The sequence below is a fragment of the Flavobacterium sp. DSR2-3-3 genome, assembly GCF_049896585.1.
GTDB lineage: Bacteria > Bacteroidota > Bacteroidia > Flavobacteriales > Flavobacteriaceae > Flavobacterium.
In genome coordinates this window covers 206,020-220,625 of the sequence record NZ_JAFCUP010000007.1, presented here as the reverse complement: position 1 = coordinate 220,625, position 14,606 = coordinate 206,020, and the positions used below count along the sequence as shown (strand labels likewise).

Annotated in this window: 13 protein-coding genes and 1 pseudogene; 2 read left to right on the top strand and 12 right to left on the bottom strand. The window is 32.5% G+C overall.

Translation table 11 applies throughout. The annotated features are described in order from the left end of the window. Positions 1-317: 317 nt before the first annotated feature. Positions 318-1,664: an adenylosuccinate lyase gene (purB, locus tag ACP7AQ_RS11595; RefSeq protein WP_426095550.1), complete on the bottom strand. Its 1,347-nt coding sequence runs from the start codon at positions 1,662-1,664 to the stop codon at positions 318-320. Between the two features lie 115 nt (positions 1,665-1,779). Further along, complete coding sequence (locus tag ACP7AQ_RS11590) at positions 1,780-2,475, bottom strand: SIR2 family NAD-dependent protein deacylase (protein ID WP_426095549.1); 696 nt, start codon at positions 2,473-2,475, stop codon at positions 1,780-1,782. 217 nt (positions 2,476-2,692) lie between these two features. Between ACP7AQ_RS11590 and ACP7AQ_RS11585 the strand changes: the two genes are divergently transcribed. Beyond that, positions 2,693-3,370, top strand: coding sequence for a TrmH family RNA methyltransferase (locus ACP7AQ_RS11585; RefSeq protein WP_426095548.1), 678 nt, complete (start codon positions 2,693-2,695; stop codon positions 3,368-3,370). Positions 3,371-3,625: 255 nt separating this feature from the next. Here ACP7AQ_RS11585 and ACP7AQ_RS11580 read toward each other — a convergent pair whose 3' ends face one another. From ACP7AQ_RS11580 to ACP7AQ_RS11555, 6 genes are all read right to left on the bottom strand, one after another. Then, on the bottom strand, positions 3,626-4,354 hold the full coding sequence (locus tag ACP7AQ_RS11580) for a hypothetical protein (protein ID WP_426095547.1): 729 nt from the start codon (positions 4,352-4,354) through the stop codon (positions 3,626-3,628). Between the two features lie 3 nt (positions 4,355-4,357). Further along, a complete protein-coding gene (locus ACP7AQ_RS11575; protein ID WP_426092804.1) occupies positions 4,358-4,849 on the bottom strand; it encodes a hypothetical protein in 492 nt (163 codons plus the stop codon). A 144-nt stretch (positions 4,850-4,993) separates the two neighbouring features. Further along, positions 4,994-5,404 (bottom strand): hypothetical protein, encoded by a 411-nt coding sequence (locus tag ACP7AQ_RS11570; RefSeq protein ID WP_426095546.1) that lies wholly within the window; start codon positions 5,402-5,404, stop codon positions 4,994-4,996. 212 nt (positions 5,405-5,616) lie between these two features. Then, positions 5,617-6,417, bottom strand: a complete 801-nt coding sequence (locus ACP7AQ_RS11565; RefSeq protein WP_426064562.1) for a DUF3667 domain-containing protein — start codon at positions 6,415-6,417, stop codon at positions 5,617-5,619. 9 nt (positions 6,418-6,426) lie between these two features. Next, entirely contained in the window at positions 6,427-6,651 is a 225-nt protein-coding gene (locus ACP7AQ_RS11560; protein WP_426095545.1) for a hypothetical protein, read from the bottom strand. 528 nt (positions 6,652-7,179) lie between these two features. Continuing rightward, positions 7,180-7,380: a DUF4177 domain-containing protein gene (locus tag ACP7AQ_RS11555; protein ID WP_066077981.1), complete on the bottom strand. Its 201-nt coding sequence runs from the start codon at positions 7,378-7,380 to the stop codon at positions 7,180-7,182. A 550-nt stretch (positions 7,381-7,930) separates the two neighbouring features. Here ACP7AQ_RS11555 and ACP7AQ_RS11550 point away from each other — a divergent pair. Continuing rightward, complete coding sequence (locus ACP7AQ_RS11550) at positions 7,931-8,737, top strand: haloacid dehalogenase type II (RefSeq protein WP_426095544.1); 807 nt, start codon at positions 7,931-7,933, stop codon at positions 8,735-8,737. 359 nt (positions 8,738-9,096) lie between these two features. Here ACP7AQ_RS11550 and amrB read toward each other — a convergent pair whose 3' ends face one another. The 4 genes and pseudogenes from amrB to ACP7AQ_RS11530 all read right to left on the bottom strand — a co-directional run bounded on the left by amrB (position 9,097) and on the right by ACP7AQ_RS11530 (position 14,592). Beyond that, positions 9,097-10,173, bottom strand: a complete 1,077-nt coding sequence (gene amrB / locus ACP7AQ_RS11545) for an AmmeMemoRadiSam system protein B (RefSeq protein WP_426095543.1) — start codon at positions 10,171-10,173, stop codon at positions 9,097-9,099. 541 nt (positions 10,174-10,714) lie between these two features. Beyond that, entirely contained in the window at positions 10,715-11,140 is a 426-nt protein-coding gene (locus ACP7AQ_RS11540; protein WP_426095542.1) for a hypothetical protein, read from the bottom strand. Positions 11,141-12,064: 924 nt separating this feature from the next. Then, the gene (locus tag ACP7AQ_RS11535) at positions 12,065-13,285 is read right to left on the bottom strand and encodes an alpha/beta hydrolase-fold protein (RefSeq protein ID WP_426095541.1); all 1,221 of its coding nucleotides are present in this window, start codon (positions 13,283-13,285) and stop codon (positions 12,065-12,067) included. A 164-nt stretch (positions 13,286-13,449) separates the two neighbouring features. Then, positions 13,450-14,592 (bottom strand): annotated as a pseudogene (locus tag ACP7AQ_RS11530) (DUF3800 domain-containing protein). Positions 14,593-14,606 lie beyond the last annotated feature (14 nt).

Genomic DNA, 14,606 nt, shown 5'->3' with positions numbered 1-14,606 from the left:
TACAAAGTCAAATTAAAATGAGGACATATAAAACAAAAAACACTTGCAAAAACGTTTTTGCAAGTGTTTAATTAAATATTTTTATCTAATAATCTGTATCGGTTATTCAGGACAAGACAAAATGAAAAAAAACCAAATCCCGTCAAAATAAAATCAATAATTTTATTTTGACGGGATTTGATTTTAACTATTTTGGTCAGCAGAAATGCTGTAAAAAGGGATTATTAATCAAATCAGATTTATAATTTGTCTTTTCGAGCTTAATTTTCGAAAAAAGTCTTTAATAGTTTTTTGTTTCTCACTGTCCCAAGATGAGCTTATATTCCCAAGAAATTACTTGGAGTAATATGCATTAATTCCGCTTTAATTTCATCCGAAACATCTAAGGTTGCGATAAAGCCGTGAATTGCTTTTTTATCAATCGCTTCATTGGTTCTGGTCAATCCTTTCAATGCTTCGTAAGGATTAGGATATCCTTCACGACGCAAAATTGTTTGAATCGCTTCCGCAACAACAGCCCAGTTTTTCTCTAAATCTTCGTGGAATTTAGGTTCGTTTAATAACAATTTGTTCAATCCTTTCAAAGTAGCTTCAAAAGCAATTAGCGTGTGTCCCATTGGTACACCTATATTTCTTAAAACAGTACTATCAGTCAAATCGCGTTGTAACCTGGACAATGGTAATTTAGCCGATAAATGTTCAAAAATTGCATTAGCAATTCCTAAATTTCCTTCTGAATTTTCAAAATCAATAGGATTAACTTTATGTGGCATCGCCGAAGAACCAATTTCTCCCGCTTTAATTTTTTGTTTAAAATATTCCATTGAAACGTACGTCCAAATATCTCGGTCTAAATCAATGATGATGGTATTTATTCTTTTCAAAGCATCAAAAAATGCAGCAAAATGATCGTAATGTTCAATTTGTGTAGTCGGGAAGGAGTGGTGTAAACCAAGGTTGTCCTCCACAAATTTCGCTCCAAATTTTCTCCAGTCAATTTGTGGATATGCTACATGATGCGCGTTATAATTTCCGGTTGCTCCGCCAAATTTAGCTGCAAAAGGAATATTAAACAACAAACGCATTTGCTCTTCTAAACGTTCTACAAAAACACCAATTTCTTTACCCAAGCGCGTTGGAGAAGCCGGCTGTCCATGCGTGCGGGCGAGCATTGGAATATCGCGCCATTCAACACTTAAATCTTTCAATTTTGATGTTAAAGTAATTAAAGAAGGCATGTATACTTTTTCGAAAGCTTCTTTTGTAGAAAGCGGAATCGCGGTGTTATTAATATCTTGTGAAGTCAATCCAAAGTGAATAAACTCTTTATATTGGGATAAGCCTAATTTTTCAAAAGCATCTTTGATAAAGTATTCCACCGCTTTTACATCGTGGTTGGTTACTTTTTCTGTTTCTTTGATCCAAAGTGCATCTTCGGTAGAGAAGTTTTTATAAATGTTGCGCAAACTTTCAAATAAATCTGGGTTTACGTTTTTTAGTTGTGGCAAAGGTACTTCGCACAAAGCAATGAAATATTCAATTTCAACTAATACGCGGTATTTGATTAAGGCTTCTTCAGAGAAAAATGGAGCCAGCGAAATAGTCTTGTTTCTATATCTTCCGTCGATTGGCGATATAGCATTCAATTCGTTTAAAGTAGTCATTGTTTAGTTGTTTGTTCGAAAGGCACAAAAATAGTTATAAGTTATAAATTATGGGTTATAAGTTTAGATTTTTATTACAATTGTAATTGATTTTTTGCCATTGCAATTGATGTTGTCATCGCATTTGATTGAGTAATTTTTCTTTCATAAAAGCAACTCCTTCCGTGGCACGCATAGGAATTACTTCCAATGGATTTCGAAGGTTCGGGATTTTTACAGGTTTTGGATCAATATAAAAAATGGGCGTTTTTCTGCTTGTGAAATCGATTAGTCCCGCAGCAGGATATACTTGCAACGACGTCCCAATTACCGCAAAATAATCCGCACTTTGAGTAAGTGTTAATGCTTCTTCAAGGGCTGGAACTTCCTCTCCAAACCAAACGATATGCGGTCTCAATTGATTTTTATTTTCATCGAAATCGCCAAAATTCAAATCGTTGTGCCAATCTAAAATGTATTCTGGGTTTTTGGTACTTCTTACTTTCAATAATTCGCCGTGTAAATGCAGCACATTAGTGCTTCCGGCGCGTTCGTGTAAATCATCTACATTTTGTGTGATAATGAAAACATCGAATTCATTTTCTAATTCAGCCAAAATTATATGCCCTAAATTGGGTTGCACTTCTTTGAGTTGTTTTCGTCTATGATTGTAAAAATCCAGTACCAAAGCAGGGTTTTTATGCCAGCCTTCTGGAGTTGCTACATCATTGACATTATGGCCTTCCCAAAGCCCATCACTATCGCGAAAGGTTTTGATGCCACTTTCGGCACTAATTCCTGCTCCTGTCAGAACCACTAATTTCTTTTTCATTTTATATCAATTTGGGCGTGACCACAAGGGTCGGGCTTTCGGCTTTATCTTTTTGGCTAAAAAGCCCAAAAAGGATACCGCCTCTATCCCTCACGCGAATTCCGTAAACATTCCTAATTCTGCTTTTATTAAACAATCCTAAAAGCAGCAATCAGAATCTACTTTTGAAGGTATAAAGCTAGTCTTTTTTACTATTTTTGCAAAAATAAATATTCTAATGGTTGACATCGATTACCTCGCTTTTCTTGAAAATATCCTGACTGATAATCGCAAAGAAAAATTCTTGAAAGTATTGGAAAACAGAACCAAGCATTTTACGATTGCTGTTGAAGATATTTTTCAAATGCACAATACGAGCGCAGTAATGCGAAGTTGCGAGATTTTTGGAATTCAGGAATTGAACGTTATCGAGCAGCGTTACGGAAAAAGTATCGATAAGGAAATTGCGATGGGTGCCCAAAAATGGGTTGACATTAATACGTTCGACAGCATTACAAATTGTGTGGATACGTTAAAAAGTAAAGGTTACCAAATCATTGCAACCACGCCTCACGAGAATGATTGTTTGATGAAAGATTTTGATATTACGAAACCCAGCGCTTTATTTTTTGGAACTGAAAGAGATGGACTGTCCGAAGAAATATTGCAACGTGCCGATGGTTTTCTTAAAATTCCGATGGTAGGTTTTACTGAGAGTTTAAATATCTCGGTTTCGGCGGCAATCATCATTCAAAACCTGACGAATCGATTGCGCAACTCCGAAATTAATTGGCATTTATCTGAAAACGAAATTTTAGAAAAGCGTTTGGCTTGGGCCAAAAATTCCATAAAAGACATTAAAAGAATTGAAGCACGGTATTTTGAGGAAACCCCAAGATTGTTAAACGAACGCTAAAACTAAATTTTTATCGTTTGCTGAGTCATCTCCAGAAACAAAGCAATTACAATTACTATTTTCTTTTGATTAATTGCATATTGTTGTAGATACGGATCAGTTTGTCAGTTCACTTCACTCGTGTTCAAATCCGAAAAATCGTGTTTAGTTATTAAAGTATTGATTTACATTGAAGTTCAAAATCCTGCATGGTTTCCAAAACCTCGTTGGTATCTTTTTTTAGATTTACATACCTACAAGTTCAAAAAATGAGCATTAAAACTTTGTTTCACTCTCTAATAGTATGTCTTTTATATTATTTGGGTTCATTTTATAGCGATATACTCCGTTGTTCCCAATGGCAAATAAGGTATTCTCCCGTACAATTAAATCAAAACAATTTTTGTCAATGGCATGCACCAAAACAGGTTCAGCAGGATTTTGAATGTTAAATATTTTGATAACATCATCACAAACCAGTAAATAATCAGCGGTGTAAAAACTGATGCCTTTAGGTTGAGAGAGTGTTCTGCTATGAATTAATTTTGGTTTCGTAAGATCTTTTGTGTCATAGACTTGCAAGACGTTAGTGTTGTTGCCGCAGGTTGTGTTTGAGTTTAATGTTACGTAGGAGTGCGTACTATTAGCGATGACTGGATCACAAGCAGTGAAATGTTGTACGCTTGACAATTTCGTTGGGTTTTCAGGATTTGTGATCGAATAGATAAACATTCCATTTCTAGATCCAATAAATAAATTATCCCCAAATGAAAATAATGTTTCAATATTAAAACCTATCGGAATTTCATTTACTTTTACGGGCTTTTCGGTATCGATTAACGAGAATACATTCAATTTCATTTGGTCTACACCGTATAAATAATTGCCTTTTATAGCAAAAACAGCGAGTGAACCGCCTTGCCCTATGTCGCCGTTTTGCGCGCTATCACTATCAGAGCAGCCGATTATAAATATTAGTAATACAAAGGATATAATTTTTTTCATGTGTTACTTGATTAAAGTCCAATCGATTATTATTTCATTTTCTTTCGTGTAGGCATTTGAGCCGTTTGGAGCTTGCTTTTGCGGAAACACATATCTATTTCTGTTGGTAACAGTAAATTTTTTAGTGGCAGGATTGAAAGTGGCAGTGACCAGATCTACTGCTTGATTGATATACAAGGTAATGCCTTTGATGGCTAGGTCTGTAGCACCGGGAGCTTTTATAAAATGCAATCGTATAGGTTTATTGGGATCGGTGTAATCATAAACGTGAAAACCTTTATTCACATCATTGATAAACATTAAATCGTCCTTGATATAAATTTTTCCAGCTTTGATAATGGGTTGCGAATTTTGAAAGTCAATGGAGCTTTCCAAAGCGGCACGGGCTATAATCACAGGTTTGTATTCTTGTTGTGGAAATTCACCATTATCTGTAGTTGGCCAACAAGAAACAAGTAGAAATGAAACCAGCAGGAGAAGTACTATTTTTTTCATTTGAAAATCTTTTTATAAAGATAGTAAAAAGAGTATTTAGTTGCGCTATGACACTGTTATTGTTTGTGTTGCGCTTACAATAAAATTTTAGCCGTTAGCAACCGTAATTTATTTTATCTTTCAATTTATAGAGAACTCCGCATTTTAAATTTCACTATTTTGTTTAATTATTTTTAGTAGTTTTTCCAAATCATTACTATCAATGTTATGGATTTCGAATATTTTTTCACGTCCGCATTTCTGAATTATTTTAAAATTATAATTGTCTACTTCTAATTTTTTAACATTGTCAAATTTTATAGACTTGCTGATTATTCTATTTATTTTAATATTCATTCCCAGTTTATTCCATTCAACATAATTTTTATACCAAAACATTTTACTAAAATATAGTGCTTGGGTAAAAAAGCCAATTGAAGCCAAAATTTTATTCGTTCTTTTATATTCAAAGTCAATAATTTCAAAACTACCAATAAGAATAAGAACCAATGAGATTATCATTAAAAGTGATGTCCAGTTTTTAAATGTTAAGTGATTGAAGTGTATTTTTTTCATTTTTTTCGGTTGTTGTTGTTAACGCTCCACTATTATGGTGGATTAATGAAAGTCAGCTATTTTGTAACGTTTTAACATATTATCAAGTCCTAAATGCTGCGTAAAGTCAGAGACATTTGCGCAGCATTTAGGAAAAACTTATGTGTTTTTTATTATAGATTGAGGATCGGGATTTTCTGCCTAAAATTATATCTAAAAAATGTAGATTGGTGTTAAGATTTGGGCTGAGCCATTTGTTTTAATGATTCTGGGTTTGCAACCATAGCATAAATAAATCCAATGAGAATAGCAAAAATTAATAATAATACCAGACTTATTAATAACAGTAAAATAACCAATGCTACTCGACTTAGTATAGATTTAAGTGATTTTTCTGGATACAAGTTGCGGCACATCCAAATTAAAATTACAGGTACAAACAATAAAGTTACACTGGAAGATTTTAAAATAAAGGAACCGTCATTTTTAAAAAAATACAATATTGGATAAATGACTATTATATTTGCTAAAGTATAAAAGCACATTAAATAGGTATTAATTAGAATATGTTCATAATAATTGTGTCCCCATTTTAGGAATGCTATCTTGGTAAAAAAAGCATAAAAAGGTACTGTTAAAAGCATAAAAAAAGCAGAGTAACTAGATAGAATTGACATATAGCTACTCATAAACGATTTGCTTAAATTTTCATCAGCATACGCATTTGCTGCAATTTCATTGAATCCCATTACTTTGAAGGTAATAAATGCTGAAATACCGCTTAAAACAAACAAAAGTAAAATAGGTTTGTAATGGTTTACACGATTACCGTCAATAAATTTTTTAGCAGTTTTTCCAGGATTAAGAATTATTTTTTTTACGGAATAAAGAAATCCTTTATTTGTGTGTAAAAAAGTATATTGAATCTCGTCCCAAATATATTTTTTGTCAATACGTTTGTATTTTTTTTGGCCACAGTTTTCACAAAAGTGAGCGCTAATAATTTGGTTACAGTTTGAGCAGGACATTTCCATATCTTTAAATTAAATATTTCTGCCTTTAGTTTCATTATTTATGTAATTATATATCACAAAAATTGGAAGTAAAGCAATAGATATTACTAAGCAAGGGACGAATAAAACAGGATTAAATGGTGTTGTAGCACAAAGACTCAACATTGTTACTAAGGCGATAATAAATAGAATGCCAAAACTAATAATTACTTCTTTTATTGCATTTTTTCTTTTTATCAAATCAGAATTATTCATTTGTAATAAAGTGTTTTTTTTATGGTTTAAGTTAATTATTTTCACAAAAAATAGTAGGATAAAATTTATACATTTTATTAGTCGTTTTTAAAAATCAGTGCTAATATATAAATTTATATGAATAAGTTTATAAAACTAGTGTTTTTGACTTTTATTGTATGTTAAATTTCTATAGATATTGTAGTTTTTTTGGTAAAATGGCAAAAGTCTATCTTCTAAATTAAAATGGCTTAAATGTTAATATTAGAATTTCGATTCCCTTAGTATTTTAAGTCTATTCATTGTAAATAAGCTGTAAGACTGTGTTGTTTGATGAACAAAGAATCCTATTTTATAAACTAGCGGCATAGAGTAAAAACATTGGTTTGTTGCTGCTAAACAAAAGTGCTTGGAAGAGCGGACAGTTTAAAATATAGACAACGAATACTTGGATATAAAAAAACCATTTCAAAGTAAGCATACAATGAAATGGTTTATTTTTAAGTCTGGATTTTTTGATTATGTAAGAGTATTGCTATCTGATTTTGATTAAATATCTTTTTCAAAATACAAATGAATATAAATTGCGGCACCAAAATTTGTTGATGTTGATGTAGTGAACCTATATCCTTTTGCGGCATATTCATCTAATTTTTCCTGAATTTCTTTTTTTGAGTCATTTGCAATGTGCTTTGAATCTAAAGTCAATTTAGAGTAATAAATTAAACTTTCTACTTTGTATTCTTTCATAATAATTTTTTAATAATTAAATAGTGTTTTAACATTCCGTGTAAATATAACTGGTTTTGATTACAAAAAAAGTTATTTTTTCTTATTTTTCATGAATAAATCAAACAAGATATACGATCCGACAGTGCGGATTTGCAATCCGTGCCCGTTACGATAATCAATTATATTATATTATATAATTCCTATTTGAAATTTTCAAAATGTAGATTTTATTTATCGCTATGCAAGAATTAAAAGGATTACTTATCTGTTATCGTTGCTAAAAAATAATAACTGAGCACTTCTTGACCATTGCGAGGAACGAAGCGATCACATTTAGTATTTTCTTTTGATTAAGTGCTTATTATTGTGAGCACGGATTGCAAACCCTCGTTATCGGATACTACCGAATTGAAGATCGATACTTTGCTGAAAACGTAAAATAGTTCTTCTAAATAATGTTACGCTTATGTTCTTTATTTTAAAAAATATCATGTAACTTGTACTGTTTCCGAAAAACAAGATACTTTGTCGTACACTTTATTTAACGCATGATTTAAAAAGAAAAACAATGAAAGAATTTAAAAATAGCAACCAAGATTTAATAAATACCACATTGCCAGTTGGAGGGGAAGGAGTTCGTGCGCCTAGTTTAATTGTAAAAGAGGAAAAAGACAATAGTGAGGAATATAGCGTTGGTTATTTTAAGAGACCTAACGTTTTGTTTTTTGATGTAAATGAAACTTTGCTCGATCTTAATATGATGAAAAAAAGTATTGGCGCAGCGCTTGGTGATCATCCTGAATTGATGTCGTTATGGTTCACTACAATGCTTCAGTATTCATTGGTTACCACAGTTGCAAACCAATATTATGATTTCGGAACAATTGGAGCCGCTGCACTTATAATGGTTGCCCACAAAAATGGAATTGCGATAACGGATAAACAAGCTAAAGATGCTGTTGCCGCAATTTTATCATTGCCTGCACATCCAGAAGTGAAAGAAGCACTCTTACTATTAAAAAAAGAAGGTTTTAAATTGGTTGCCTTCACCAACTCATCCAATAAAGCGGTAGAAACGCAACTTAAATATGCAGGGATTCATGATCTATTTGATGATGTGTTAAGTATTGAAGATGTAGGTAAATTCAAGCCACATACAGATACTTATAATTGGGCTGCCAAAAAAATGGGATTAAAACCGAATGAATGTATGTTGATAGCTGCCCATGGTTGGGATGTTGCTGGTGCAAATTGGGCGGGTTGGCAAACGGCTTTTGTCAGCCGCCCCGGACAGCAATTGTTTCCTCTTGCAAATTTGCCTGAAATTAATGAAGAGAATATTTTATTAGTTGCTCAAAAGCTAATTTTAATATAATCCCTGAAATTCGAATCATTGAAAAATTAACGAACCGATTGCGGAATCAACTACTAAGTGGCATTTATCCGAAAATAAAATTTTGGTAAAAAGATTGGCTTGGGCCAAAAATTCCATAAAAGGTATCAAAAGGATGGAGGAACAGCATTTTGAGGAAAACTCAAGGTAGTGTAAAAAACGCTCAAATTAATTGTAACGATTTGCTACGTCATAGCGAGGAGCGAAGCAGTCACTTAGAGTTTTATTTTGATAATGTGCTTATTGGTAACACGGATTGAAAATTCGTGCGGTCGGGAATATTTTTTTTACACAGTTCGTATTCTTATTAATTTATGTCTTCACCCTCCAGAATTACATCTCTATTCGTATTTTATACTTGCATATCCGACCCAGTGTTTTTGAGTGGCTATAGCTGTAGTTCCCATACCTAAATCTTCTACTTTTATAAGGTCATGATCTACACTTGATGCGTAACCTAAAAAAGTCCCTGTCAAAGGTTTGTTGTATAATGCCTGATTTAATTTATTTGCAAAACTCACTCCAAAAGGGACAGAATAACGACCACACCAAACCCATTTATATTCTTTGTAATCAGTATTTTGTACGGTGTATTCTGTAAATGTTTTTACTTTTTCAGTACTAATTTCGTTTATTAAACACTTGTCAATAATCTCCATATCTAAAGCTCTAGCTTTTTTAGTACCTTCATCATCAACTCCAAAAGGGGCTAAATCGCCATTCCAATTTTCAGTACCATAATGCACAGCATCGTTAGAAATGACAACTGCGACATCCTTTCCATATTTAAGATGCTTTTCATTTAAAATTTTTGATACAACATCAGAAAGAGCATCGCTAATGCTATCAATTGTTTCGTAATTGATATAAGGCACCAATATTGGAATAATTTGTAGGTTCTTATTTTTGCGATGTAAAAAAGGTACTATAGCTTCTAATGAATGTTCTAATTCTTGCATATCGTTATGAACTAGGTAGGAAGATTTTGGCAGTTGCGCCATAATTTCAGAATTTAAATCAGACACTTTTAAATCACCATAAGGCGATTGCCAATGTGTGAAATCTCCAAAGATGATTTTGTCTTGAAGCTTAAAGTTTCGAGCGCGATGTGCAACACCAATCAAAATAATCGTGTTGGCATTAATTCCTTTAAGCGATTCGTAATACAAACGTCCAGCGTATTTATAATCGTCATGCGGACTTATAGCTGCTTTCCAATGCATATTATTTTTAGAATCCTTAATACCTAAACGGTTATAAATAGAATCTAATTGCCAATTGTATTTTGTAAAACCAATCGTATCATGCACAGGCCTAACTCTATTTTCTAGTGCTAGGCTTGGTACTGCATTTTTTACATTTTTTTCAATTTTACAACTGAAACAACACAAACAGATAAAAATAAGTAGTAATCGCATATAAAATTTTATTTCAAGCAATTTACGCTAAAAAACGCTATCTGATAGCGGTCGCAATTTTTAGATCCATTTTTGTTTTTAGGTTTCTGTTTGGTTTAAGATATGAGAAATGGTACTTTGTGTCTTTCTCATAAATTGCTAAAATTTCAAGGGTGTTTTTGCATGCTGTTGTGTGCACGGATTGCTAATTTGCGTTATCGGATCCGAGTAATCATAAACATGAAAACATTTATTGACATCGTTGATAAACGTTAAATCGTCCTTGATATAGTTTTTCCCGATCTAATAATAGGTTGCGCGTTTTGAAAAGCAATGGAGGTTTCGAGGGCGCTCCGAGTAACAATGACCGGTTAGTATTCTTGACGCACAAAGTCACCGTTATCTGTAGTTGGCCGACAGTAAACGAATGGAAATGAAACCAGCAGGAGAAATACTATTTTTTTTCATAGCAGAATTATTTTATAAAGATAGTAAAAAGGGGATTTGGTTGCGTTATGATACTATTATTGTTTGTGTTGTATTTGGAGTGAGACATTAGTTGTTAAATGGCGTGGTTTATCTTGCTCTCAATATTTAATCTAATATAATCTTCAATTTCTGTTAAATTCTCTAGACCGATAACTCTTCTGAGTTTATTATTTTTTAGTTTTATATCTAAAAATCTATTTCCAAATCGTTGTTTGACTTTTATTGATTTTATATCATTAAATAAAATTTCATTCTGATTTGATCGAAATAAACTTAGGATAAAAAATACGAAATGACCTATTCCAATAAATAAACCTGTCCAGAGTAAGAACTGGTCGCTAGTTTTGAAATATCTCAAAACCGAAATAACTCCAAAGATTGTCCAAATACCTGCACTAATTAATGTAATAAGATTATGTTTCTTTAAATTGTCCGAAATACTAACTTTATCGGTTTCAAAGGAAATTTGTCCATTTTTTATGTTGAATATCTGTGTCATTTCTATCTTTATTATTGTAGCGGTCGAAACAATTATATCTTATTATTTCTTTTGATAAAATGCTTATCGCTGTTGGCACGGATTGCAAATCCGCGCAATCGGTTTTTTAGTCCAAATGTTTCATAGAAGCACTTCAGCCACCATATTGCCAAACTGATGTTATCGGTTCGGGCTTTTATTAAAACTATTTCCAAGTCTAGTTGTCAGACTCAAAACAATTGGTCTGATAAATCTGTAGGCGACCAGACCAATTGCGGCTATTATTAGTATAAATACTGTTGGAATTATTGCTCCAAAGGTGTAAGTCATACCAAGAATAAACCCTAAGATAAATTCCGAGTAATATACAGGGATAATAAAGCTGAGTACAATTATAATATAAAGAACATTGTCTGAGAACGGTTTATACTCATTTATAAAAGAAATTGAAAGCAAAATTCCAAACACTAACCCTGTTATAAAAAGCCAAAAAACCTTGCTAATAGAGTTATTCGTCTGTTGTGTTTGTGAAATTTTTTTATCAAGTCTCTTTTCAATCCTACTCAAAAGAAACCAAGTAAGAATAGGCAATAGTATACCACTCCACCAATTTGAGATTTAAGGAAGGTCTTGTTGATGTAGCATATGATGACTCGTGACACCACCATAAAAAATGCTCCCAAAAAAGGAAGCTGAAAATTAAAAATGTCACAACGCCTGCAATAAAGGCTTTTATCTTTGTCAAATTTTGTCTTTGCATGTATTATGATTTGCTGTTTTTATTTTTGTTGTATGTCAGCCTGACCGCTATCGTTTGGCCACTTGGCGATGTGGCATATTAAAAATGCCTATACTTTCGGTTAATGATTACTTTTACAAGTGCAAAACCATCTTTAAATTAAGTCTAAACCCGTCATACTGCCAAACGGCGGTAAGCCGGCTGTTTTATTTTTTCGCTTGTAGCTTCTCTAATTTCTTTCTGGTTTCGGACACTTCTTTCAAAGACAATGCTTTTTCAAATGATTCTATTGCTTTTTTTCTATCATCCTTTTCAACATAAAAATCCCCCATAGAATCATAGACGTTTGAACTTGCGGGGTAATTATCGAGATTCATCTTGAAAAAGCTGTATGCTTTGTCATAAAGTTTGCCTGACAGATTATTATATCCTAAAAAATTGATAGTGCTTTGTGGTGGTAGCACAGAATAACCTACCATTTCAGAAATATTTTGATAATGATTTTGAATATACTCTGCATTTATCGAAAGATCGTCCAGTTCCTTGGGTAATTGATAATTTTTAAAAAAGTAACGCAAAGCATCATATTCAGCAATAAGTGGTACAGATGGATGATTATCATCAGTATAATACTTCCACTTCCAGTCCAGCTTATTACTTTTACTTTTATTGAGTATTTCGCGGAATTGAAGATTATGCCTCACATGTAAATTGCTATTTGCCGTATCCTTTGCCACTCTGATAGTATCCATTTCCTTATTCATAGTATTTGCTGACGCAAAGAATAGTTTCTTCCCTGTATATTCTTTTTGTTCCAAAACAATCGCAGCTTGTTTCATGATGGTTTTATTATCCCACCAGACAGTGGGGTCAATTGCTACATAAGAATTGAATAATTTGGGATTATTAATAAGGGTATTTATCACCATTAATCCTCCCAAAGAATGACCAGCAAACATGCGGTAGGGTTCAGTTTTATAGTGAGAATCAATATAAGGGATTAATTCTTTTTCGATAAATGAGATGAATTTTTCACCACCTCCTGAATTTTTAAAATGAGCCTTATCTTGTTCTCCATTCGACCATGACGTGCTATGGGTAGGTGTTAAATCCCTAACTCGATCGGTATTAACTATAGCTACTACAATCATTTCCGGCATCTTACCAATGGCACTTAAATATTGTACCATACCAGTTGTCGAATGGAAAAATGAGTAGCCATCTAAGAGATAAATCACCGGATAACTGGTTTTACTGTCAACACCTCCTGAAGTAGGTGTATAAACCAATATGTCTCTTTTCTCATTTAATATGGTAGATTGAATGGTCTCCATAGTTCCGATAGAGATTTTGTTATCGTTTTGGTTGGAAGCTTGCCCGAAAATAAATAGAGGAAGAAAAAGAAGAATGTAAATAATGTTTCTCATAATTTTTTATGGTTTGTTGGCGGTTAAAAAGACGCTAACGTTTGGCCGCTTTGAGATGGTTGGAAGTTCGTAACCACTCAATTTTCAGCTTAACGAAAACGTGATGCGAAACGGGAATTCCACTAAGTTTCAGCAAGCTCAAAATGGCGGTTATAAATCTTTTTTTATTTGTCTATTAGCTTTTTCAATTCTTCAAAAACTTCTTTGTCTAAAATATCTAATTCATTTCCAGTTGCAAGTTTAATAGCTTCTCTTGCTTCCGTTATTCTATTGAGCATTGGCAAAACAATTCTTTTTCCAAGATTAATAAAACTATCTAAATCTCTTGAACTTACAGGTATTTTGTAACCATCTCTTCCAGAAGCGATTATAATCCCACTATCTCTTAGATTCCCAACAACTTTACTTCTAAAATATTCTTGTTTTAAAATTTCGTGTCTACTTTGATTAAGATGACTGAAAATTTCCTTTGTTGAGATATATCTATTTTTAATGTTGGCTCTTTGAAAAAGTAAAAGTAATTTTAAAAAGTTTATTTGGTCGACTTTTTGTTGATCAGTTCCTTTTTCGGTAGCTAAGAAAGTTTTTATCCTTTGATGACAAACTGAAGCAATATTTGGATCAAAATTTTCGTCAAGGTTTGTATCTTCAAGTTCTTTAAAAGAATAATCATTTGGGAAGAAATTTAAACTTGCGATTTTTGGTCGAAGCAATTCTTGGAAATCTGAACTATGCTCTGATTTTTTATTTTCATCAAAAATATAGCCTAAAGTACCAGCAATAAAATCAGCAATCTGAATAAAATAGCTTTGTTTACTATTTTGAATATTGAATTCTGCACCCGAAAATAAATTCATTTCATGATTCTTCTCAACATACTTCTTGAATTCTCGCATAAAATCATTTCCACCGTGCTCATCAACATAAAGTTCGAGTTTTGGATATGTTCTATAAAGTTCTTTATAAACCAAATTATTAAGATATTTATAAAATGATTTTTTTATTGCAAATCCTTTTCCGTCCAGTTTGGTTTTGTCTACTATTACTGCGTAAATTGTTATGTCTAGTTTTGCAATGTCAACTAAAATTCTTTTTCTCCTTTAATGATTTTGTGCAACACCACTTGATTTCATTTTGCCTGTTTGAAACCCGTGTTGTTTTCTAATCGAATCAATATCATTTCTTAGTTTTTCTAAATTCTCATTTTTGCAAATTATTGTCGCAACTATAAAATGTGTCCCTTGATTTTCAAAATCAAAAGAATTATTTCCAAATTCGTCTGCAAATGCAGTGATGTTCTGTTGCATTTTTGTTTTTTTAA